Below are 21318 nucleotides of genomic sequence, written 5' to 3' on the forward strand. Positions count from 1 at the left end.
ATCGCTGTTTCTTTGCGCAAAAGCACGGGCAGGGGTAGAGGATGAAGGATGTCGTGATCGTCGGGGCGCTGCGAACGCCGATTGGCTGCTTTCAGGGCGCGCTATCGCGCCATTCAGCCGTTGAGCTGGGTAGCGTGGTGGTGAAGGCGCTGGTGGAGAAGACGGGAATCGATCCGCAGAGCGTGGATGAGGTGATCCTCGGCCAGGTGCTGACCGCGGGAACCGGGCAAAACCCGGCCCGTCAGTCCGCTATTCGCGGCGGGTTGCCCAACACTGTATCGGCTATCACCATTAACGACGTCTGCGGTTCAGGTCTGAAAGCCCTGCACCTCGCCACCCAGGCCATCCAGTGCGGGGAGGCGGACGTGGTGATCGCCGGCGGCCAGGAGAACATGAGCCGCGCTCCGCATGTCCTCACCGACAGCCGCACCGGCGCCCAGCTGGGCAACAGCCAGCTGATTGACAGTCTGGTCCATGACGGCCTGTGGGACGCCTTCAACGATTACCATATGGGCGTCACGGCGGAAAACCTCGCCCGGGAATACGGCATCAGCCGCGAACTGCAGGACGCCTGGGCGCTCAGCTCGCAGCATAAGGCGCGCAAGGCGATTGATTCCGGACGCTTTCGCGATGAGATTGTCCCGGTCGTTACCGAGCATAACGGCGCGGCGCGCACCGTAGATACCGATGAACAACCGCGGGTGGATGCCAGCGCGGAAGGGCTGGCCAGCCTGCAGCCTGCCTTCGATCGTCTCGGATCGGTGACCGCCGGCAACGCATCCAGCATCAATGACGGCGCGGCGGCGGTGATGATGATGAGTGAGGCGAAAGCCGAGGAGCTGGGGCTGCCGATCCTCGCGCGGATCCGCGCCTTCGCCAGCGTCGGCGTCGATCCGGCGCTGATGGGCATCGCCCCGGTGCACGCCACCCGCCGTTGTCTGGAACGGGCCGGCTGGCGGCTGGACGACGTCGATCTGATCGAAGCCAATGAGGCCTTTGCCGCTCAGGCTATCTCCGTTGGCCGGGTACTGGAGTGGGATGAGCGACGGGTCAACGTCAACGGCGGCGCGATCGCCCTCGGCCACCCGATCGGCGCCTCCGGCTGCCGGATTCTGGTGTCGCTGGTGCATGAAATGATCAAGCGCGATGCGCGTAAAGGGCTGGCGACGCTGTGCATCGGCGGCGGTCAGGGCGTGGCGCTGGCGGTAGAGCGCGCGTAGCGCTGAATGTCGATTTCCATGGCCTCCTGCGGGAGGCCTTTTTTATGCGCCGCGCTTTGCCGACCCCCTCTTTTTTGCCGTATTTCCCTTCTCCCCATCGTCAATTTATTGAGCTCCGTCACGTCTTGTTGTGCCACCTTTTTTGAAACAAATAACTACGATCCTGGTCACTAAAACTGAGGTACTTAAAAAATAAAATAACGTTTCATAAAAACGAAATGACATTTTATTTATTATAAGGGGTACCCTATGTTAAAACGATCTCTGGTTCTGGCCGCCCTCTGCGGTATGTCTTTTGCGGCAACCGCGGTCACGATAGATTTACGTCATGAATTTATTGATGGCGGCAAGAGCGATAAAAGCAATGCCGACCGCGTCTCGGTATCCCACCGCTTCGCCAACGGGCTAGGCTTTACCGTGGAGGCCAAATGGCGTTCAGGCGGCGACAACGGTTCGCAACCCTATTCGGACGTGGTGGGCAACGGCCATGAAGACACCATCAGCTGGCGCTGGAAAGCGACGTCGAACCTTTTCCTCACCCCCGGGTTTACCATAGAGAGCAACGACAGCCGCTCCATTTACAAGCCGCATCTGCACGTACAGTACAGTTTCGACAATGGCTTCTATGTCGCCGCTCGCTATCGCTATGAGTACACCCGCTATCCGAACGATGCCGGTAAAGATGATGACAAGGTGAATCGCGGCGACGCGTGGGCCGGGTTTGCCCTCGGCGACTGGCGCACCGAGCTGAACTATGTCTATGCCCGCAGTTCGGAAGGGGTGAACCGCAACGACAACAAACCCTACTCACAGGAATATAACGTGAAGGTAGCCTATAAGCTGGATAACAACTGGTCGCCGTATGGTGAAATTGGCAACGTCGGCGTGAATGACCGCAGCGATCGCCAGACCCGTTTCCGCGTCGGGGTGGCCTACTCGTTCTGATTTCCGCCAGACCCTCATCGTCTCTCTTCCCCGGCGCCGTCAGCCGGGGTTTTTTATGCGCCAAAGCGAGGGAACAAAAAAAGCCCTCCGCGAAGGAGGGCAAGGCCAGTTACAGAAAAACGTTCGCCGGGCTCAGGCGCTCAGCATCGGCGGATGGTCAGGTAATTTCGCGATATAGATGGCCGGCTTGCCGTCTTTATCGGAGCTGAACAGAATGGCGCTGTCATCCGGCGTAAACGAGGGGTGCGGGTGAGTCACCTGCCGGCTGTTGGCCACTGTCGCCCACGAGGTATCATGGCGCGCGACGCGGAAGTAGCGCTTCTCCGCCACGTTAAAGACGTAGAGATAAGGATCGTTATCAATGGAGTAGCCGCCGGTATCTTTGACATCGACCGGCGTGCCCGATCCATCGCCCACCAGCAGCGTGCCGTCGAAATTGCTCATCAGATGCGAGCAGGCGGGCATCGTCATCAGGGCCTCGTTGACGCCGCTTTCCGGATCAAAGCGATAGATCGTTCGCCCCTGCTGGCCTTTCAGATAGGAGACGTAGATCAGCGCTGAACCGTCCGGTACCCAGAATTCATGGGTGCAGCTTTCGCCCGGGGCATGCGCTTTGACTTTACGCACGTTGCTGCCATCTTCATTGACCAGCCACATGCGGGCGTCAACCAGATCGTGCGGCCCTTCATGGCAGAAGGCGACGGTATGGTCGTCGAAGGGACGATAGATCGGATGTCCCAGCCAGATTTTTTCCTCATGGATCACCTGGCTCTCACCGCTGCGCAGGTCGACGCGCAGCAGGCGGCAGTGCGGTCCTTTGTGGAAGAAGTCATGAAAAATCTGCCAGTCGTTGAGCGGCGTCCAGTCGCTTTTCGCAATCTCAATGCCTACCAGTTTGCTGCAATCGCTGTTCGCCACCCAGGTGCCATAGCCGACCCACTCCTCGCTGACGCGGTAAACTTCACGCTCGGCGAGGGTGGTGAGGTTCACCTCCAGCAGGGTACGGTCATTTTTCACGTAATAGAGCGACTTATCGTCCGGGGAGAGGAAGCCGCCGAAGGTGTTATCCCCGGCGCCTTCCGTCAGCTGGACGGCTTCGGCGCTGGCGATATTCAGCAGATAGTAGTTCCAGTGGCCGTCAAACTCGCCGGCGAACAGTAAATGGCTGCCATCGTTAAAAAAGCACTTCTGATAGAAGTAGTTGCGATGACAGGTGACCTCCGGGGGGGTTAAGCGGGTGACTTCCGCCCCGGTATCCGGATCGCGGCTGACGTGATAGTTCAGTTTGACCCGCATGCCTTTAGCCATGTAGTGCTCCTTTCTTTCCTGCGATGCCGCTGGACCAGAGGCGTGTCGCTGAGTGATGTGTTTTAAAAGATGGGTGTTAATTTATCAAAACAACATTTCATTATTTGTGATGTCTCACGCAGTTCAGCGCAATTCCCGCATCTTCCGCGGCCTGCTGGCCTAACTTCGACCGTCTCCTCAGACAACCGGTTGAATCATCATCCTTTTAAAACCGCTTCCTGTCCGGCGCGGGTTGCCGCATCCGTTCGCTTTTTCTTTTTTTGTAATCGACGTCATAAAAAATGAAACGACGCTTTAAATATCATTGAAAATGATAGGGCGCGGGGCTAAGATGGCACCCATTAGTAAAACGGAACTCTGTTTTATTTTTATGATGGGCTATGCCCGTGAGTTCGCCCTACGCTCAGTCGCGCCGCCGGCGCGAGCCGGGCCGAGAGAACCTTGCCTGCATACTGCAGGCTCTGAACGACTAAGGAACACATTATGATTCTTGATGCATTCTCCCTGCAGGGAAAAGTGGCCGTCGTGAGCGGATGCGATACCGGTTTAGGTCAGGGGATGGCCCTCGGTCTGGCGGAAGCGGGCTGCGATATTGTCGGTATCAATATTGTCGAGCCGGTGGAAACCATCGAGCGGGTGACGGCGCTGGGACGCCGCTTTCTTAGCCTGACCGCCGACCTGCGCCAGATCGACGGTATCCCCCAGCTGCTGGAGCGGGCGGTGGCGGAGTTTGGCCATATTGATATTCTGGTCAACAATGCCGGCCTCATCCGCCGCGAGGACGCGCTGGCGTTCAGCGAAAAGGACTGGGACGACGTCATGAACCTCAACATCAAGAGCGTATTTTTCATGTCCCAGGCGGCGGCGAAGCACTTTATCGCCCAGGGCAGCGGCGGGAAGATCATTAACATCGCCTCGATGCTGTCGTTCCAGGGCGGGATCCGTGTGCCGTCGTATACCGCGTCCAAAAGCGCGGTGATGGGCGTCACCCGCCTGCTGGCCAACGAGTGGGCTAAACACCATATCAATGTCAATGCCATCGCCCCGGGGTATATGGCGACCAATAACACCCAGCAGCTGCGCGCTGACGAGCAGCGCAGTAGCGAAATCCTCGACCGCATTCCCGCCGGGCGCTGGGGCCTGCCGTCCGACCTGATGGGGCCGGTGGTCTTCCTCGCTTCCCCAGCCTCCGATTACATCAATGGCTACACGGTAGCGGTGGACGGCGGCTGGCTGGCGCGCTAACCGTCGACGACGGCCGGCGCGACACTCATCGCCCCGGCCGTCTGAGCAATTATTGTCCATACCGTAAAATGAGGATCGTCCATATTCCAGAGTGCAGAATGAATGTTACCGCCCTGTATGAACAGGGTTATTAACTATGCGAAACGAATTTTTTGTTACTTTGAAAGTTTAATGTCCATCACAAAACCCATCTTGCCAGCAAAATAGTCCATATCTTTGGCGTATCCAGCCTGACAAACTCCTCCGCCAGTCACGTACTTTCGTCCTATGTCTTTCTCTGTGTGGCAGGAATAAAAATGACTTCAATCAGTAACGACTCTGCATTAACGCCGCGGGCGCAACGTGACACTCGGCGGATGAACTGGTTTGTTTCTATCGCCGCGGCGGTGGCGGGGTTGCTCTTTGGCCTGGATATCGGCGTGATATCCGGGGCGCTGCCCTTTATAACCGACCACTTCACCTTATCCAGCCAGCTTCAGGAGTGGGTGGTCAGCAGCATGATGCTGGGGGCGGCGATAGGCGCGCTGTTTAACGGCTGGCTGTCGTTCCGCCTTGGCCGCAAATACAGCCTGATGGCGGGGGCCGTGCTTTTTGTCGCCGGCTCTATCGGCTCCGCTTTTGCCGCCAGCGTGGAAGTGCTGCTGGTGGCCCGCGTGGTGTTAGGGGTGGCCGTTGGGATCGCCTCTTATACCGCGCCGCTGTACCTCTCCGAAATGGCCAGCGAGAACGTGCGCGGAAAAATGATCAGTATGTATCAGCTGATGGTGACCCTCGGCATTGTGCTGGCGTTTCTTTCCGATACCGCCTTTAGCTACAGCGGTAACTGGCGCGCCATGCTGGGCGTGCTGGCGCTGCCGGCGGTGATCCTGATCGTTCTGGTCGTCTTTCTGCCGAACAGCCCTCGCTGGCTGGCGGAGAAAGGGCGCCATATCGAAGCGGAAGAGGTGCTGCGGATGCTGCGCGATACCTCGGAGAAGGCGCGCGATGAGCTTAACGAGATCCGCGAAAGCCTGAAGCTGAAGCAGGGCGGTTGGGCGTTGTTCAAGGTCAATCGTAACGTGCGCCGGGCGGTGTTCCTTGGCATGCTGCTGCAGGCGATGCAGCAGTTCACCGGCATGAACATCATCATGTACTACGCCCCGCGTATTTTCAAAATGGCGGGCTTTACCACTACCGAACAGCAGATGATCGCCACCCTGGTGGTGGGCCTGACCTTTATGTTTGCCACCTTTATCGCGGTGTTCACGGTGGATAAAGCGGGCCGCAAGCCGGCGCTGAAAATCGGTTTCAGCGTGATGGCGCTGGGCACCCTGGTGCTCGGCTACTGCCTGATGCAGTTCGACAATGGCACCGCCTCCAGCGGCCTCTCCTGGCTTTCCGTCGGCATGACCATGATGTGTATTGCCGGGTATGCGATGAGCGCGGCGCCGGTGGTGTGGATCCTCTGCTCTGAGATCCAGCCGCTGAAATGCCGCGACTTCGGCATCACCTGCTCCACCACCACCAACTGGGTGTCGAACATGATCATCGGCGCCACCTTCCTGACGCTGCTTGACGCGATCGGCGCCGCCGGGACCTTCTGGCTCTACACGGTGCTCAACGTGGCCTTTATCGGCGTCACCTTCTGGCTGATCCCGGAGACCAAAAATGTCACCCTCGAGCACATTGAGCGCAACCTGATGGCGGGCGAGAAGCTGCGCAACATCGGTAACCGTTAATGTGAGGCGCGCGGCAGCCACGGGCTGGCGACCTTGCGCGTCTCCCGATGGTTGTCGCCGTGAATGATATGCAGGGCGCTCAGGCGCCCGATGTCGTAGTGCGGCAGCTGCACCGTGGAGAGCGGCGGCAGAAACAGATCGCCAATGCCCACCATATTGTCGTATCCCACCACCGCCACGTCCTGTGGAATGCGTAGCCCCTGGCCCAGCAGCGTCTGATAGACCATAAAGGCGATGCGGTCGTTGCCGCAAATCACCGAGTCAAAGCCGGGTTTACCCTCGCGGATATGCGCCATCACCACCCCCGGAATATCGTGGTAATGCTCATCGCCCTGGGCCATATACGAGTGGGTCAGGCTGTCCGGTTCGATGCCCGCCTCCCGGCAGGCGCGCTCCAGCCCCTGACGGCGGCGGATTGTCGCCAGCTGGCTGGCGGGTAAGTGCAGGCACAGCGGATGACGATAGCCCGCGGCAAGCAGGGCTTTTACCGCGTCGTACTGACCCTGTTCATCGTCCGGGATATAGCTGGCCACCGGCTGGCTGAGGCTTTCGCAGTTGGCCAGCACGCAGGGCAGGGTCAGCAGTTTGTCCGGCAGCGGCACCTGGCGCAGGCCCATGGTGGTAAAGATAATGCCGTCCGGACGGTGGGAGAGGAGCAGGTCGACCACCGCTTCCGGCCGATCGTCGGAAAACATGTTGACCACAAAGCTGTTCCAGCCGTGGGCGCGGGCGGTCTCTTCGATCGAGAGGGTGATCTCCACCGAAAAGGGGGTGGTGACGGTATCCAGCGCCAGCACGCCGATGGTGCTGGGGGTGGCCCGCGCCCCGCGGATCTTTTTCGCCGACAGGTCGGGGACATAGTTGGTTTCGGCGATGGCGGCCTGCACGCGGGCCAGCGTCTCCGGCTTGAGCCGCTCCGGGGTGTTCAGCGCCCGAGAGACGGTCATCAGAGATACATTCGCCAGTTTTGCTACATCTTTCAGGGACGCCATTTTTTCCTCCGCCATAGCTGCAGAGTACAGGCTATACAACTAAGTCGCTGATGTAAAAGCGTGAAACGATTTTATGCTAGCCTCGTCCTCCACGCTGCCGCGGTTAATATTTGATCGCGATCGCATCTTCATTATGTTAACGTTAACTTTTGTGATTAACATCATGTATCGCAGCGAATCCCCCTGCGCTTTGTTTTTTGTTAACGTTACCATAATTGCATTCCTCTAACACGAGAATGTCATGATGAAAGCGCATCACTCACACAGCTACCCGTTGCTCAGTGCCTTACTGTTTTTCTTTTTCGTGACCTGGTCGTCATCCGGCTCCTTGCTCTCCATCTGGCTGCACCAGGAGGTCGGGCTGAAGGCCGGCGATACCGGTATCATCTACGCCGTTCTGTCGGTTTCCGCGCTGTTTGCGCAAGTTTGCTATGGCTTTATCCAGGATAAGCTGGGGCTGCGCAAACATCTGCTCTGGTATATCACCGCGCTGCTGATCCTCTCCGGTCCGGCGTATCTGCTGTTCGGCCATCTGCTGAAAATTAACGTCCTGCTGGGCAGCATCTTCGGCGGGATCTACATCGGCTTGACCTTTAACGGCGGCATTGGCGTGCTGGAATCCTATACCGAGCGCGTGGCGCGCCAGAGCCAGTTTGAATTCGGCAGGGCGCGGATGTGGGGCTCGCTGGGCTGGGCGGTGGCCACCTTCTTCGCCGGTCTGCTGTTTAACATCAATCCGCAGCTTAACTTCCTCGTCGCCAGCTGTTCCGGACTGGTGTTTTTTATCCTGCTGGCGCGGCTGCGCGTCTCCTCGGCGCCGCATGCGATGCAGGAGGCGGTTTCGGGCGGCAAGGTGACCCTGGAAGATGCGTTGCGCCTGCTGACGCTGCCGCGCTTCTGGGCGCTGGTCTTCTTCGTCATCGGCACCTGCATCTACGGCGTCTATGACCAGCAGTTCCCGGTCTATTTCTCATCGCAGTTCGCGACCCTGCAGGAAGGCAATGAGATGTATGGCTACCTCAACTCCTTCCAGGTGTTCCTCGAGGCGGCCGGCATGTTCTGCGCGCCGTGGCTGGTGAACCGCATCGGCGCCAAAAACGGCCTGATTTTCGCCGGCATGGTGATGGCGATGCGCATGGTGGCCTCCGGTCTGGTGGAGGGGCCGCTGCTGATCTCCATCACTAAACTGCTGCACGCGGTGGAGCTGCCGATACTGCTGGTGGCTATCTTTAAGTACAACAGCATCAACTTCGATAAACGCCTCTCCTCCACCCTCTATCTGGTGGGCTTCGCCTGCACCAGCTCGATTATCGCCAGCGTTTTGTCGCCGCTGGCGGGCTACAGCTATGAAAAATATGGCTTCGCCCAGTCCTATCTGATCATGGGCCTGCTGGTGTTCTGCACCACCTTTATTTCCATCTTCTTGTTGCGCTCCGGCAAATCCTCCGCCGATCCGCTGGTGTCGCAACCTACCGCTGTCTGAATCAAAAAGAGTGAAAATGATGACTTACACAATCTCCAGGGCTGAACAGGTACTCCAGACACAACGCCAGGCGCTCAATCTGCGCTGGTATCCGCACTATCACCTGGCGGCACGCGCCGGGTGGATCAACGACCCAAACGGTCTGGTGTGGTTCGACGGCTGGTACCATGCCTTTTATCAACATCACCCGTACTCCACTCAGTGGGGGCCGATGCACTGGGGGCACGCGCGGAGTAAGGATCTGGTGCACTGGGAGCATCTGCCGGTGGCCCTGGCGCCGGAGGGGCCGGAGGATAAAGACGGCTGCTTCTCCGGCTCGGCGGTGGTCGATGGCGATACCCTGGCGCTGATTTACACCGGGCATAAATTCCACGGCGATCCGGGCGACGAAGCCAATCTGTATCAGGTTCAGTGTCTGGCCACCAGCCGGGACGGGATCCACTTCGAGCGCCAGGGGATGGTGGTCGACACCCCGCCGGGCATGCACCACTTCCGCGACCCGAAGGTCTGGCGGGAAGGAGACAGCTGGTACATGATCGTCGGCGCGCGCGAAGGCGATACCGGCCAGGTGCGGCTGTACCGCTCAGCCGATCTGCGCCAGTGGCAGGATGTGGGGGTGCTGGATGAAGCGGAAAGCGCCATGGGCTATATGTGGGAGTGCCCGGACTTCTTCACCCTCAACGGCAAACGCGTTCTGATGTTTTCCCCGCAGGGGATGCAGGCCGAGGGGTTCCGCAACCGCAACCTGTTCCAGAGCGGCTATCTGATCGGCGAGTGGCAGCCGGGGCAGCGATTCGTCCGCCACGGCGAGTTCAGAGAGATGGATCACGGCCACGATTTCTATGCGCCGCAAAGCTTCGCCACCCCCGATGGCCGGCGGATCGTGATTGGCTGGCTGGATATGTGGGAATCACCGCTGCCGGAGCAGCAGGACGGCTGGGCGGGCATGCTCTCCCTGCCGCGCGAGCTGAGCCTGAGCGCGGATAACCGCCTGCAGATGCGCCCGGCGAAAGAAGTGGAGAGTCTGCGCGGCGCCTGGTTCCCGTGGCCGGTAAGCACCCTGAACAATCAGCAGACCACGATGGTCGACAACTGCGAGGCGATGGAGGTGAACCTGCGCTGGAACTGCGCCCGCAGCAGCGCCGAGCAGTATGGTCTGCGCTTTGGCGATGGCCTGCGCCTCTACGTGGATGCCCAGCAGCAGCGTCTGGTGCTGGAGCGGCATTATCCGCAGCATGGCCTGTGCGGGACGCGCAGCGTGCCGTTGACCGCGGGGGCGGATCTCAATCTGCGGATATTTTTCGATAGCTCTTCGGTGGAGGTGTTTGTCAATGACGGCGAAGCCTGCCTGAGCAGCCGTATCTACCCGCAGGCTCCCCGCCGTGAATTAGCGTTATTTGCCTGGAGCGGCTCAGCGGCATTAACTGAAGCCGGAGCCTGGCAGCTCGAATAATAATAAGGCTGTTGTCGTTAATAACCCGTCTTTGACGATGGGCGGGTTATTATTGCCTGCATCGTCGTGCATTACCCATTAATAACAAATTTAGTTCATTTCATAATAAAAGGGTTTACCGATGAATAAAATCTGGGTCGGGTGTTTTCTCACGTCTCTCTCTCTGCCACAGGCGATGGCGCAGGCGCCGTTATCGCTGGAGGATCGGCTGGCGCAAATGGAGCAGCGGCTGAAGGCGACGGAGGCGCGCGCCGCCAGCGCAGAGGCGGAGATTAAGACGCTGAAAGGCCAGCAGCAGGCCACGACGGTCGCCCGCGCGGCGCCGGCTACGCCGCGCCTGCAGCTAAACGACAATGGCGAATTAAAATTTTATGGCGACGTCGAATTTAATCTTGATGGCGCCAGCCGCACCGGCAGCCTGACGTCGGTCAAAACCAGCGCGAATAAAAGCTGGGCGCCCGGTGATAAAGAGCGTTGGGATATTAATGGCCGTATTCTGCTGGGTTTCGATGGCCGACGTAATGGCGCCGACGGGAAATATGCCGGATTCAGCGTGCAGCCCCTGGCGGATATGGATGGCAAAATGAATCTCGATGATGCGGTATTTTTCTTTGGTCAGCAGGATGACTGGAAAATAAAAATAGGCCGCTTTGAAGCCTGGGATATGTTCCCCCTGAATCAGGATACCTTTATTGAATATTCAGGAAATACCGCCAACGACCTCTATTCCGACGGCTATGGCTATATTTACATGATGAAAGAGGGGCGCGGGCGCAGCAGCAGCGGCGGCAACCTCCTGTTCAGCAAAACGGTGGATAACTGGTATTTCGAGGTTAACACCCTGGTGGAGGATGGCAGTTCGCTGTTTGTCGATCAGAACTATCACGGTAATGCGCTGGAAAACCGCAAAAACGTGGTGTACGTGCGGCCGGTGGCGGTGTGGCAGTCCGGCGCGTGGTCGGCGGCGGCGGCGATAGAGAGCAACCTCGTCAACAACGCCTACGGCTATCAGAACCAGGGCGGGCGCTGGGTCGACCAGTCAAACCGTACCGGCTACGGGATGACCATGAGCTGGAACACCCTGAAAAGCGATCCGCAGGACGGGGCGGTGGTCAATCTGAGTACCGCCCTGCTGGACGCGGCGGACGAAACCGACTTCAGCGCCGGGATCAACGCCCTGTGGCATCGCGTGGAGCTGGGCTATATCTACGCGCATAACAAAATCGACCAGTTCAACATGGCCGGGGTGAGCAGCGAGTGCGATGACGACTGCGCAATCCTCGCGCCGGGGCGCTATGACATCCACACCGTGCATACTTCCTGGCAGTTGCCGAATATTATGGCGATGCCGAACTTCAATATTTACCTTGGCGCCTACGCCTCGTGGCTCGATTCCACGGCAGCGAAGAGTGGGAATCCCGATGAACGCTACGGCGCCCGGGTGCGCTTTAAATATTTCTTCTGACAGGATACTCAGGCAGGCTCTCCCGCGGCGGACGCCGCGGGAGGTTTCCGACGGGCAGGTTAGCGCATCGCGCGGCGCAGAATGCGGTCGGTCTGGCGCTGGAAGTCCTCGGCCGCTTCTTCCACCGACTTTTTACCGTAGTCGATGTACTGCAGGGTAGTGCCGAACTGGGCGACGATCTGCGGGTCGTCGAAGTACGGCGAGACCGGCAGAGTGGTGGGCAGGGATTGCGCCAGCTTCAGACCGGACACCGCCGGATCGTCGGCTTTGATGATCCCGTCTTCGGTCAGGTAGGTGACCGCCGCTTTACTCAGCGGCACGCCGCGCTCCAGTCCGAGAATATCCACCCCTTCTTTACTGTTCAGCAGGAAGTTAATCACTTTCGCCGCCGCCTGCGGGTTTTTCGTCGATTTGCCAATCGACAGCATTTGCGCAGGCTTGAAGAACAGTCCGGCATCGGTGGCTCCGGGGAGCATCGGGTATTCCCCCAGCACCAGCTTCGCCGGCGGCTTCAGGTTGTCGGAATATTTGTTGATGGTGGAGTTCCACATGTAGGTCCCGCCCCATTCACCCTGGATCCACGGCTTCATCTCGTACATGTTGCTCTTGCCGAAGGAGGCATAGTAGCGGGTGTCCGGCATGACATGGCTGTCGATAAGCTTCTTATACATGCCGAAGAAGTCCGCCCACTGCGCTTTGCTGTAGGAGAATTTGCGTCCTTTCTCATCGATGGCCGGCTGGTTGTATTTTTGCACCATGTAAGAGTTGAGCAGGGCCAGCACGTCCTGGTGCTCAAGCACCACCGGGTAGTACTGTTTCCCGAGTTTGCTTTCGAAAGTTTTCCCCGCCGCCAGCAGTTCGTCCCAGGTTTTCGGGAAGGGGATGCCCGCCTTTTTCCACGCTTCGTCGTTAAAGTAGAAGACCCGGGCGGTGACCGACACCGGGATGCCGTTGAGCTTGCCATTGACCGTGGTGGACTGCAGCTCTTTGGCGTCGAACTGGCTGAGATCGATCTCGTCTTTCAGAGTGTTGAGATCGTAAAAACCCTCGCCATTTTTCGAAAAAATCGGCAGCCAGTTCCAGTTGGTCTGCATCACGTCAGGCTCGGTGCCGCCGGCTATCTGGGTGGTCAGGCGCGAAAGATGGCCGTCCCAGCCGGTATATTCCGCTTTGACATTGATATCGGGATATTGCTGGTGAAAAGCCTCCAGCGCCTTGAGAGTCACCTGATGGCGGCCATTGCCCCCCCACCAGGACATACGCAGGTCGACATCCTGCGCCAGCGAGGAGAAGGCGCTAAGGCCGAGGGTGGCGGAGAGGGTGGCGCTTATCAGCACGTTTTTCATTGTTATGCTCCAGGGTTCACAGAGAGAGGTTCTGTTCGGTTTTGGCGTCAAAGATGTGACACTTGTTAAGATCAAAGGTGAAATAGACTTTTCGATTCAGTCCCTTAGCTATCATCGGCTTCGCATCGTCCGACGGCACGCGAGCGGTCAGCTCGTAGCCCGCGACCTGCAGATAGACAAAGAACTCATGGCCCATGTTTTCCACCCGCACCATCTCGCCCATGCAGCCGCCTTCGGCGAACGGCGCGTCGGAGAGCGACACGAATTCCGGGCGGACCCCGTAGAACACCTCCTGATGCTGATACGCGCCGACTTTCTCCGCCAGACGGTCGTTCAACGGCAGGCGCTGGTCGCCAAGGGTCAGGCACAGGCGGCCGTCGTGTTCAACCAGCTGGCTGGGGCGAATATTCATCTCCGGCGCGCCGATGAAGCCGGCGACAAACATATTTTTCGGCTGGTGGTAGAGGTTGTCCGGGGTATCGACCTGCATAATGTGGCCGAGCTTCATCACGCAGATGCGGTCGCCCATGGTCATCGCTTCCGTCTGATCGTGGGTAACGTAGACGGTGGTCGCCGGTTTACCGGATTTTTTCAACTGCTTATGCAGATCGGAAATGCGGATGCGCATCGAGGCGCGCAGTTTGGCGTCCAGGTTGGAGAGCGGTTCGTCGAACAGGAAGACGTCGGGTTTTTTGACGATCGCCCGGCCCACCGCCACGCGCTGCGCCTGGCCGCCGGAGAGCTGGCGCGGCAGACGTTCCAGCAGCTCCTCCAGTTCAAGAATTTTCGCCGCTTCCTCCACCTGCCGATCAATCTGCGCCTTGGGCAGCTTGCTCAGCTTCAGGCCGAAGGCGAGGTTTTCCCTTACCGTCATATGCGGATAGAGGGCGTAGTTCTGGAACACCATCGCGATACCACGGGATTTAGGCGCCAGGTTGTTGACGATCTTATCGCCGATCCGCACCTCGCCGCCGCTGATGGTCTCCAGACCCGCCAGCATGCGAAGGGTGGTCGATTTGGCGCAACCGGAAGGGCCGACGATCACCATAAATTCGCCATCGGCAATCTTCAGGTCGATACCATGCACCGCTTTAAACCCGTTTGAGTAAACTTTTTCCAGTTTGTTGAAAATCACTTCAGCCATGATATTTCCCTCTTAACCTTTGATTCCGCTGCTGGTCACGCCCTGCACGAAGTAGCGTTGAGCCAGGAAGAAGACGATGATGGACGGCAGAATGGAGATGCTCGCCATTGCCAGAATTTCGTTCCACGGCGCGCCTTCCGTGACGTCGATAGACATTTTTAGCGCCAGCGCGATGGGATACTTATCGACGCTGTAGACGTAGATCAGCGGACCGATAAAGTCGTTCATCGACCACATGAACTGGAACAGCGCCACCGAGATAATGGCCGGCTTGAGGATCGGCACTACCACATACCACAGCACCTGGATGGAGTTGCAGCCGTCGATCTGCGCCGCCTCTTCCATATCTCGCGGGACGCCGCGCAGAAACTGGATCAGCATGAAGACAAAGAATCCCTGGGTGGCGAAGGCCAGCGGCAGATACAGCGGCAGATAGCTGTTCAGCATCCCCATTTCACGGAACATCAGGTACTGCGGGATCAGCAGGACGGTGCTCGGCAGCAGCATGGTGGTGATGAGCGTCGCGAACCAGAACTTCTTCCACGGGATCTCAAAGCGTGCGAAGCCGTACGCCACAATGGTGGAGGAGATGATCGTTAACACGACCTTCGGGATCACATACTTAAAGGTGTTCAGCATATAGTGGCCGAAATGGTATTCGGTGCCGGTCTTCCAGCCGTTGATGAACCCGTCCCAGGTGGCGTGAGTCGGCCACAGCCCGAGGGTGGTGAAGATCTCATGGTTCGGCTTGAACGAGGCGGAGAACATCCACGCCAGCGGGTAGAGCATCAGCAGGCCGACGAACACCAGCACGACGTAGCGCACCACCCGGCTCACCTTTTCCCGGCGCAGCGTACGGGCGACCTCACGATCGGCGTCGCTTATCACCGGCGCCATCTGTTGAATATCAGCCATTTTTGCCTCCCTTATCGGCGGAATAGAAGACCCAGTATTTCGATGACTTAAAGGCTATCGACGCAAAGACCGCCACGACGAGGAACAGCACCCACGCCAGCGCGGCGCCATAACCCATGTCGAAGTACTTAAAGGCGGTATCGTAGATGTAGAGCGAGAACAGGTAGGTGTAATAGGTCGGGCCGCCGCCGGTTATCACGTACGGGCCGGTAAACTCCTGGAACGCCTGGGTGGTCTGCATAATAAAGTTGAAGAAAATCACCGGGGTGATCAGCGGCACGGTGACCTTCATAAACATCTGCCACTTCGAGGCGCCGTCGATCATCGCCGCCTCATACTGCGACTGCGGGACGTTCTGCAGCGCGGCGAGGAAGATGACCATCGCGGAACCAAACTGCCAGACGCGCAGCAGGGTGACCGACATCAGCGCCAGCGAGGGTTCCCCCAGCCAGTTGATGGCATCGATGCCAAAGACGGCGAGAAAACTGTTCAGCAGGCCGTCAATGGCGAACAGGGCGCGCCACAGCACGGCAATCGCCACCGAGCTGCCAAGGATCGACGGGATATAGTAGGCGGTGCGGAAAAAGCCGATACCGCGCAGTTTGAAATTGAGCACAAAGGCAATGCCGAGGGCGAAAGCCAGTTTTAAGGGGATGGTTAAAAAGACGTAGGCAAAGGTCACCCCCATCGATTTCCAGAACAGGCTATCCTCGGTCAACATATAGCGATAGTTTTCAATGCCGTTAAATACCGGCGGACTCATCAAGTCGTACTCAGTAAAACTGAGAAAGAAAGATGAAACAAAAGGAAAAGCGGTAAAGACAATCAGCCCGATGATATAGGGCGATATCCATGCCAATCCCAGCAGCTTGTTTTCATTCATACATACCTACCTGGCTTACGAGTTGTAATACGGATCCGGTGACGCGGCGCTGTCGGCCTTTTGCCGTGAACCACGCAAAAAAGTCTGAACGCTTCCTCTGGTTAACATATCCTTGTTAATGAATGGATTAGGTTTTAACTGGCCCAGCGTGGAGGGGCCGTCAGGCTCTTTTTTTATGCTGATCTGTTTTTTATAAAACACCGTTTTAATTTCATTTTATTGCGATTTATTTCCGCGTCATGCAGATCTGGATGGAAATGTGATCAAAGTCGAAACGATGTTTCAAAAAGGTGAGGTGGTAAGCATTTTAGGCGTTTGTGAGGGGCTGAAAAGTATGAAATATCAGCGTAAGCGAGGCGGGGAATATTATTATCAGGATAATGATTTTGCCGGTATATTTTATTCGAAGGTACAGGTAGATAACCGGGGGCGGCAAGCGCCCCCGACATGGATTAACCCTGGAGGAAATCTTCGCGGATGGGGGTAAAGGTATCGAGCAGCGTGCCGGGCTGCAGACAGACGCAGCCGTGCATGATCCCCGGCTGCTTGTACAGCGTATCGCCAGCGCTGACGACGCGCGTCTCCTCGCCGATGGTGAATTCGAACTCGCCGGAGAGCACGTAGGTGAGCTGTTCGTGAGGGTGGTTATGCATCGGGCCGACGGCGCCGGCGGCAAAATTTACCTCCACGGCCATCATTTTGCCGTCATGGGCCAGAATGCGGCGGGTTACGCCATTGCCAAGGTCTTCAAGGGTGGTGTCTTTATGGAAAATAAACATCTGCCGATCCTGTTGTTAAAATGAAACATTGTTTCACTTAAGTTATCTCACTCTTCATGAAAAAGAAATACGCGGCCAGAGAAGTGGAAAGTTGATCACAAGTTTGTTTCACTGGCAGAAACAACATAAGGAGCAAAAGATGAAAACCATTGGCCTGTTAGGCGGCATGAGCTGGGAGTCAACGATCCCTTACTATCGCCTGATTAATGAAGGCGTGAAGGCGCGACTGGGCGGGCTGCACTCCGCCAGACTGGTGTTGCATAGCGTCGATTTTCACGAGATTGAAGCCTGTCAGTCCACCGGCGACTGGGATCGCGCCGGCGCGATCCTTGCCGACGCCGCGGTTGGGCTGCAGCAGGCGGGCGCCGAGGGCATTGTCCTGTGCACTAACACCATGCACAAGGTGGCGGATGCCATCGCCGCCCGCTGCCAGGTTCCCTTTCTGCATATCGCCGACGCCACCGGAAGGGCGATTGCCGCCAAGGGCCAGCGGCGGGTCGCGCTGCTGGGCACCCGCTATACCATGGAGCAGACCTTTTACCGGGGTCGTCTGCAGGCGCAGTTTGCCATCGAGACGCTGATCCCCGAGGCCGACGATCGGGCGCGGATCAATCAGATCATTTTCGACGAACTCTGTCTCGGCACCTTCAGCGAGGCGTCGCGGGATTATTATCTGCAGGTGATTGCCGCCCTGGCGGAGCAGGGGGCGGAAGGGGTTATTTTCGGCTGCACGGAAATTGGCCTGCTGGTGCCTGCCGAGCTCAGCCCGCTGCCGGTCTTTGACACCGCGGCGATCCACGCTGAGGACGCGGTCAACTTTATGCTCTCTGCAGAACCGACGCCAGCGGCGTGAGGATCTGCGGCAGACTCTGCTGCAGGTGCGTCACGAAGGCGTCGACCAGCGCCGATCGCGGGCGATGGAGCGGGCGGATCAGGCTGACGGTAAACGGCACTTCGACGCTGAAGCGGCGCACCACCACGCCGCTATCGGCATAGTCCAGGGCGGTCAGCGGGTTAACCACCGAGATCCCGGCGCCGGCGCGCACCATGGCGCAGATCGAGGCCGCGCTGTGGGTTTCGACCACCATCCGCCGCTTGACCTGATGCTCAAGGAACAGGGCGTCGAGCAGCTGGCGATAGCTGTCGGTGCGCGACAGGCTGATGTAGTTCTCGCCCTGAAAATCGGCGGGGGTCAGCGTCGTCTGCGCCGCCAGCGGATGGCCGGCGGGCAGGACGCAGACTTCATTCAACGTCAGCAGCGGGGTGCGTTCAGTGCCCGCGGGGGTATGCAGGGTCTCCGTCAGGCCAAGGTCATGGCGCTGGGCGGAGAGCCACTCCTCCAGCAGCGGCGACTCCTGGGGGACGATCTGCAGGCTGACCTCCGGGTAGCGGGCGAGGAACGGCGGCAACAGCAGCGGCAGAAAGGACTGGGAAAAGACCGGCAGACAGGCTATCGACAGCTCGCCCTGGCGGAACTCGCGCAGGCTCTCGGCGGCGCTGACGATGCGGTCCAGGCCGTACCAGGAACGCTGAACCTCCTCAAACAGGCGCAGGCCCTGCACGGTTGGCTGCAGGCGACCGCGGGTCCGTTCAAACAGCCGCAGGCCGAGCACCTTCTCAAAGCGCGCCAGCTCGCGGCTGACGGTGGGCTGGGAGGTATGCAGCATCCGCGCGGCTTCGGTCAGGTTGCCGGTGGTCATCACCGCATGAAAGATTTCGATATGGCGCAAATTGACGGCTGGCATGCGGTCTCCCTGAGGCTCGGCTGGAACTATATCATTTTTGCATAGAGTCGCGATAAAACGATATTTTTTATTCGTCCGGCGCTGTGGCGTAATCAGAAAAAACAGCGACCAACACACGCACTACACCGGAGTTCTTATGCCACACTCGCTTTACGCCACCGATACCGATCTGACCGCGGACAATCTGCTGCGCCTGCCGGCGGAATTTGGCTGCCCGGTCTGGGTCTATGATGCGCAGATTATTCGCCGCCAGATTGCCCAGCTCAGCCAGTTTGATGTGGTGCGTTTTGCGCAAAAAGCCTGCTCTAACATCCATATTCTGCGTCTGATGCGCGAGCAGGGGGTGAAGGTGGACTCGGTGTCGCTGGGGGAGATCGAGCGTGCGCTGGCGGCGGGCTACGATCCGCAGCAGAATCCAGAGGATATTGTCTTCACCGCCGATCTGATCGACGAGGCGACCCTCGATCGCGTCAAGGCGTTACAGATCCCGGTGAACGCCGGCTCGATCGACATGCTGAGCCAACTGGGTGAAGTGTCGCCGGGCCATCGCGTCTGGCTGCGCGTCAACCCGGGCTTTGGCCACGGCCACAGCCAGAAAACCAATACCGGCGGTGAGAACAGCAAGCATGGCATCTGGTACAGCCACCTGCCGGCGGCGCTGGAAGTGATGCGTCGCTATCAGCTGCAGCTGGTGGGGATCCATATGCATATCGGCTCTGGCGTCGACTATGGTCACCTGGAGCAGGTGTGCGGCGCGATGGTGCGCCAGGTTGTCGACTTTGGTCAGGATCTGCAGGCCATCTCCGCCGGCGGCGGCCTGTCTATTCCTTACCGCGAGGGCGAAGAGGCCATCGACACCGCTCACTATTATGGCCTGTGGAACCGCGCCCGGGAGCAGATCGCCACCCATCTGGGTCACCCGGTGAAACTGGAGATTGAACCCGGACGCTTCCTGGTGGCCGAGTCCGGCGTGCTGGTGTCGCAGGTGCGCAGCGTGAAAGAGATGGGCAGCCGCCACTTCGTGCTGATTGACGCTGGCTTTAACGACCTGATGCGCCCGGCAATGTACGGCAGCTATCATCATATCACCGCTCTGGCGGCGGATGGCCGCGATCTCAGCGCCGCGCCGCAGGTGGAGACCGTGGTGGCCGGGCCGCTGTGCGAGTCCGGGGACGTCTTTACCCAGCAGGAAGGGGGGAAAGTCGAGACCCGTCTGCTGCCGGCGGTGGCCCCAGGGGATTATCTGGTGCTCCATGACACTGGCGCCTACGGGGCTTCGATGTCATCCAACTATAACAGCCGTCCGCTGCTGCCGGAGGTGCTGTTTGATGGCGGCAAGGCGCGGCTGATCCGCCGTCGCCAGACCATCCAGGAGCTGCTGGCCTTGGAGCTTATTTAAAAAAAGGTCCCGTCGTCACCGACTCACGCAACACCAGCGTGCCGGTGAACGGCGGGATCGTTTCGATCGGCTGCTGGTTAGCAAGCTTGATCGCCTGATCGATAGCCGTGGTGATCATGTTGTCGATCGGCAGATAGACCGTCGACAGGCCCGGCTCCAGCCATTTCGCGCTTGGCGCATCGTCGAAGCCAAACAGCGACACATCTTGCGGAATACGCAGCCCCGCCTGATGCAGCGCCTTAGACGCCCCCAGCGCCATATCATCGTTACAGGAAAACAGCGCGCTGAAGCGGGCTTTCTCGTCCAGCAGTTCCCGGCACAGCTCGTAGCCGCGGGTCATCGTCGAGTCCCCGTATTTCACCCGGCTCGGATCCCACTCAATACCATGTTTTATCAGCGCGTTGCGATAACCCTGCAGGCGCGCCTGGCCGGTGGGGGTGTGCATCGGGACGGTGATGCAGGCGATATCGCGGTGGCCCTGGGTAATCAGATACTCCACGGCCTGGAAGGCGGCTTCCTGCTGTTCGAAGAACACGCAGCGTTCGCGGGCCTGCGCCACATCACGGTTAATCACCACCAGGGGCATGGCGATCGAGTTAATCAGCGACATGATCGCCTTCTCGCTCATATGCCGGGTATAGAGGATGATCGCATCGCACTGCCGGTCGGCGAGCATCTGCACCGCTTCCTCTTCGCGCTCCGGCGTATCATGGCCGTCGGTGACGATAAGCTGTTTTCCCCAGGCTTCGGTCTGGCGTGACGCCTGCTGCAGCAGACGGCCAAAGTAGAAGCCGTCAAAGGTGGAGACGACCAGCCCGATACTGTTGCTGGTCTGATTGGCCAGCGAGCGGGCAAGGAAATTCGGCCGATAGCCCAGCTCTTCCATCGCTTTAAAGACCTGTTGGCGGGTGCTCTCTTTCACCTGACCTGTGCCGTTCAACACGCGGGAAACCGTCGCTTTCGAGACGCCTGCGCGAATTGAGACATCCAGCATTGTAGCCATTCATCGATTCCTGATTTCACGTGGTAAGGCGCAGTTTATCACAGACCGAAAAGGGACATATCGACGGGGCGGGGCGGAAAAACCATCGCGATCACGCTTTTAGCAGGAACTGACCAACCGGCGCTATCTGGTATGCCAATAGTTTTTATTATCGATATTTGGGATACCACGCAGCGGGTTGCGAGCGCTGTCACAGAACAATTTTTACCTGGCAACTATTTTTTGGTATGCCAAAAGTCTCTGGCTGTCCACCTGGCCGCAATAAGCCCTTTACT

The 21318-nt window shown here is 58.5% G+C and carries 19 protein-coding genes; 10 read left to right on the forward strand and 9 right to left on the reverse strand.

Annotation, left to right across the window (positions count from 1 at the left end; genetic code table 11):
* The first annotated feature begins 41 nt into the window (after window positions 1-41).
* Together LGM20_RS04545 and ompK26 are read left to right on the forward strand one after the other, a co-directional pair.
* Entirely contained in the window at window positions 42-1220 is a 1179-nt protein-coding gene (locus LGM20_RS04545; RefSeq protein ID WP_044524632.1) for an acetyl-CoA C-acetyltransferase, read from the forward strand.
* Between the two features lie 249 nt (window positions 1221-1469).
* Window positions 1470-2165: a KdgM family porin OmpK26 gene (ompK26, locus tag LGM20_RS04550; protein ID WP_004205398.1), complete on the forward strand. Its 696-nt coding sequence runs from the start codon at window positions 1470-1472 to the stop codon at window positions 2163-2165.
* 132 nt (window positions 2166-2297) lie between these two features.
* Here ompK26 and LGM20_RS04555 read toward each other — a convergent pair whose 3' ends face one another.
* Complete coding sequence (locus LGM20_RS04555) at window positions 2298-3473, reverse strand: oligogalacturonate lyase family protein (protein WP_032453989.1); 1176 nt, start codon at window positions 3471-3473, stop codon at window positions 2298-2300.
* Window positions 3474-3956: 483 nt separating this feature from the next.
* On the opposite strand from LGM20_RS04555, the gene kduD reads away from it, so the two are divergent.
* Together kduD and araE are read left to right on the forward strand one after the other, a co-directional pair.
* Complete coding sequence (kduD, locus tag LGM20_RS04560) at window positions 3957-4718, forward strand: 2-dehydro-3-deoxy-D-gluconate 5-dehydrogenase KduD (RefSeq protein WP_023290920.1); 762 nt, start codon at window positions 3957-3959, stop codon at window positions 4716-4718.
* 296 nt (window positions 4719-5014) lie between these two features.
* Window positions 5015-6436 (forward strand): arabinose-proton symporter AraE, encoded by a 1422-nt coding sequence (gene araE, locus LGM20_RS04565; protein WP_004205402.1) that lies wholly within the window; start codon window positions 5015-5017, stop codon window positions 6434-6436.
* Here the strand turns inward: araE and LGM20_RS04570 are convergent.
* Window positions 6433-7428 carry a LacI family DNA-binding transcriptional regulator gene (locus LGM20_RS04570; RefSeq protein ID WP_023290919.1) on the reverse strand — a complete coding sequence of 332 codons (996 nt, stop codon included), beginning with the start codon at window positions 7426-7428 and terminating at the stop codon, window positions 6433-6435. The genes araE and LGM20_RS04570 overlap by 4 nt on opposite strands.
* Window positions 7429-7522: 94 nt before the next feature.
* On the opposite strand from LGM20_RS04570, the gene LGM20_RS04575 reads away from it, so the two are divergent.
* From LGM20_RS04575 to LGM20_RS04590, 4 genes are all read left to right on the forward strand, one after another.
* Window positions 7523-7657, forward strand: coding sequence for a hypothetical protein (locus tag LGM20_RS04575; protein ID WP_032429210.1), 135 nt, complete (start codon window positions 7523-7525; stop codon window positions 7655-7657).
* Between the two features lie 12 nt (window positions 7658-7669).
* Window positions 7670-8911, forward strand: a complete 1242-nt coding sequence (locus LGM20_RS04580; protein ID WP_023290917.1) for an MFS transporter — start codon at window positions 7670-7672, stop codon at window positions 8909-8911.
* Between the two features lie 19 nt (window positions 8912-8930).
* The gene (locus LGM20_RS04585) at window positions 8931-10364 is read left to right on the forward strand and encodes a glycoside hydrolase family 32 protein (protein ID WP_032429209.1); all 1434 of its coding nucleotides are present in this window, start codon (window positions 8931-8933) and stop codon (window positions 10362-10364) included.
* Between the two features lie 121 nt (window positions 10365-10485).
* On the forward strand, window positions 10486-11829 hold the full coding sequence (locus LGM20_RS04590; RefSeq protein ID WP_023290915.1) for a carbohydrate porin: 1344 nt from the start codon (window positions 10486-10488) through the stop codon (window positions 11827-11829).
* 59 nt (window positions 11830-11888) lie between these two features.
* On the opposite strand, the gene LGM20_RS04595 is transcribed toward LGM20_RS04590, so the two are convergent.
* The 5 genes from LGM20_RS04595 to LGM20_RS04615 form a co-directional block, all read right to left on the reverse strand.
* Window positions 11889-13175: an ABC transporter substrate-binding protein gene (locus LGM20_RS04595; protein ID WP_032453986.1), complete on the reverse strand. Its 1287-nt coding sequence runs from the start codon at window positions 13173-13175 to the stop codon at window positions 11889-11891.
* Window positions 13176-13191: 16 nt separating this feature from the next.
* Window positions 13192-14319 (reverse strand): ABC transporter ATP-binding protein, encoded by a 1128-nt coding sequence (locus tag LGM20_RS04600; protein ID WP_017899248.1) that lies wholly within the window; start codon window positions 14317-14319, stop codon window positions 13192-13194.
* 12 nt (window positions 14320-14331) lie between these two features.
* Window positions 14332-15234 (reverse strand): carbohydrate ABC transporter permease, encoded by a 903-nt coding sequence (locus LGM20_RS04605; RefSeq protein WP_023290913.1) that lies wholly within the window; start codon window positions 15232-15234, stop codon window positions 14332-14334.
* Window positions 15227-16117, reverse strand: a complete 891-nt coding sequence (locus LGM20_RS04610; RefSeq protein ID WP_002915995.1) for a carbohydrate ABC transporter permease — start codon at window positions 16115-16117, stop codon at window positions 15227-15229. The genes LGM20_RS04605 and LGM20_RS04610 overlap by 8 nt, the downstream gene beginning before the upstream one ends.
* Before the next feature lie 452 nt (window positions 16118-16569).
* Window positions 16570-16896, reverse strand: a complete 327-nt coding sequence (locus tag LGM20_RS04615) for a cupin domain-containing protein (RefSeq protein WP_023290912.1) — start codon at window positions 16894-16896, stop codon at window positions 16570-16572.
* Between the two features lie 139 nt (window positions 16897-17035).
* On the opposite strand from LGM20_RS04615, the gene LGM20_RS04620 reads away from it, so the two are divergent.
* On the forward strand, window positions 17036-17749 hold the full coding sequence (locus tag LGM20_RS04620) for an aspartate/glutamate racemase (protein ID WP_023290911.1): 714 nt from the start codon (window positions 17036-17038) through the stop codon (window positions 17747-17749).
* On the opposite strand, the gene LGM20_RS04625 is transcribed toward LGM20_RS04620, so the two are convergent.
* Window positions 17715-18641 carry a LysR family transcriptional regulator gene (locus LGM20_RS04625; RefSeq protein WP_023319085.1) on the reverse strand — a complete coding sequence of 309 codons (927 nt, stop codon included), beginning with the start codon at window positions 18639-18641 and terminating at the stop codon, window positions 17715-17717. The genes LGM20_RS04620 and LGM20_RS04625 overlap by 35 nt on opposite strands.
* 136 nt (window positions 18642-18777) lie before the next feature.
* On the opposite strand from LGM20_RS04625, the gene lysA reads away from it, so the two are divergent.
* Window positions 18778-20040, forward strand: a complete 1263-nt coding sequence (lysA, locus tag LGM20_RS04630) for a diaminopimelate decarboxylase (RefSeq protein WP_023290909.1) — start codon at window positions 18778-18780, stop codon at window positions 20038-20040.
* On the opposite strand, the gene LGM20_RS04635 is transcribed toward lysA, so the two are convergent.
* Window positions 20033-21034, reverse strand: a complete 1002-nt coding sequence (locus tag LGM20_RS04635) for a LacI family DNA-binding transcriptional regulator (protein WP_004229436.1) — start codon at window positions 21032-21034, stop codon at window positions 20033-20035. The two genes, lysA and LGM20_RS04635, sit on opposite strands and share 8 nt — an antisense overlap.
* Between the last annotated feature and the right edge of the window lie 284 nt (window positions 21035-21318).

Source organism: Klebsiella quasipneumoniae subsp. quasipneumoniae, assembly GCF_020525925.1.
GTDB classification, from domain to species: domain Bacteria; phylum Pseudomonadota; class Gammaproteobacteria; order Enterobacterales; family Enterobacteriaceae; genus Klebsiella; species Klebsiella quasipneumoniae.

What these genes read in the sequence shown, in the direction of transcription:
- LGM20_RS04585 (WP_032429209.1), top strand. Translation starts at nt 8,931, where the DNA reads ATGACTTACACAATCTCCAGGGCTGAACAGGTACTCCAGACACAACGC.
- lysA (WP_023290909.1), top strand. Translation starts at nt 18,778, where the DNA reads ATGCCACACTCGCTTTACGCCACCGATACCGATCTGACCGCGGACAAT.
- kduD (WP_023290920.1), top strand. Translation starts at nt 3,957, where the DNA reads ATGATTCTTGATGCATTCTCCCTGCAGGGAAAAGTGGCCGTCGTGAGC.
- LGM20_RS04615 (WP_023290912.1), bottom strand. Translation starts at nt 16,896, where the DNA reads ATGTTTATTTTCCATAAAGACACCACCCTTGAAGACCTTGGCAATGGC.
- LGM20_RS04570 (WP_023290919.1), bottom strand. Translation starts at nt 7,428, where the DNA reads ATGGCGTCCCTGAAAGATGTAGCAAAACTGGCGAATGTATCTCTGATG.
- LGM20_RS04620 (WP_023290911.1), top strand. Translation starts at nt 17,036, where the DNA reads ATGAAAACCATTGGCCTGTTAGGCGGCATGAGCTGGGAGTCAACGATC.
- LGM20_RS04595 (WP_032453986.1), bottom strand. Translation starts at nt 13,175, where the DNA reads ATGAAAAACGTGCTGATAAGCGCCACCCTCTCCGCCACCCTCGGCCTT.
- LGM20_RS04580 (WP_023290917.1), top strand. Translation starts at nt 7,670, where the DNA reads ATGATGAAAGCGCATCACTCACACAGCTACCCGTTGCTCAGTGCCTTA.
- LGM20_RS04590 (WP_023290915.1), top strand. Translation starts at nt 10,486, where the DNA reads ATGAATAAAATCTGGGTCGGGTGTTTTCTCACGTCTCTCTCTCTGCCA.
- araE (WP_004205402.1), top strand. Translation starts at nt 5,015, where the DNA reads ATGACTTCAATCAGTAACGACTCTGCATTAACGCCGCGGGCGCAACGT.
- LGM20_RS04555 (WP_032453989.1), bottom strand. Translation starts at nt 3,473, where the DNA reads ATGGCTAAAGGCATGCGGGTCAAACTGAACTATCACGTCAGCCGCGAT.
- LGM20_RS04545 (WP_044524632.1), top strand. Translation starts at nt 42, where the DNA reads ATGAAGGATGTCGTGATCGTCGGGGCGCTGCGAACGCCGATTGGCTGC.
- LGM20_RS04625 (WP_023319085.1), bottom strand. Translation starts at nt 18,641, where the DNA reads ATGCCAGCCGTCAATTTGCGCCATATCGAAATCTTTCATGCGGTGATG.
- LGM20_RS04605 (WP_023290913.1), bottom strand. Translation starts at nt 15,234, where the DNA reads ATGGCTGATATTCAACAGATGGCGCCGGTGATAAGCGACGCCGATCGT.
- LGM20_RS04600 (WP_017899248.1), bottom strand. Translation starts at nt 14,319, where the DNA reads ATGGCTGAAGTGATTTTCAACAAACTGGAAAAAGTTTACTCAAACGGG.
- LGM20_RS04610 (WP_002915995.1), bottom strand. Translation starts at nt 16,117, where the DNA reads ATGAATGAAAACAAGCTGCTGGGATTGGCATGGATATCGCCCTATATC.
- ompK26 (WP_004205398.1), top strand. Translation starts at nt 1,470, where the DNA reads ATGTTAAAACGATCTCTGGTTCTGGCCGCCCTCTGCGGTATGTCTTTT.
- LGM20_RS04635 (WP_004229436.1), bottom strand. Translation starts at nt 21,034, where the DNA reads ATGCTGGATGTCTCAATTCGCGCAGGCGTCTCGAAAGCGACGGTTTCC.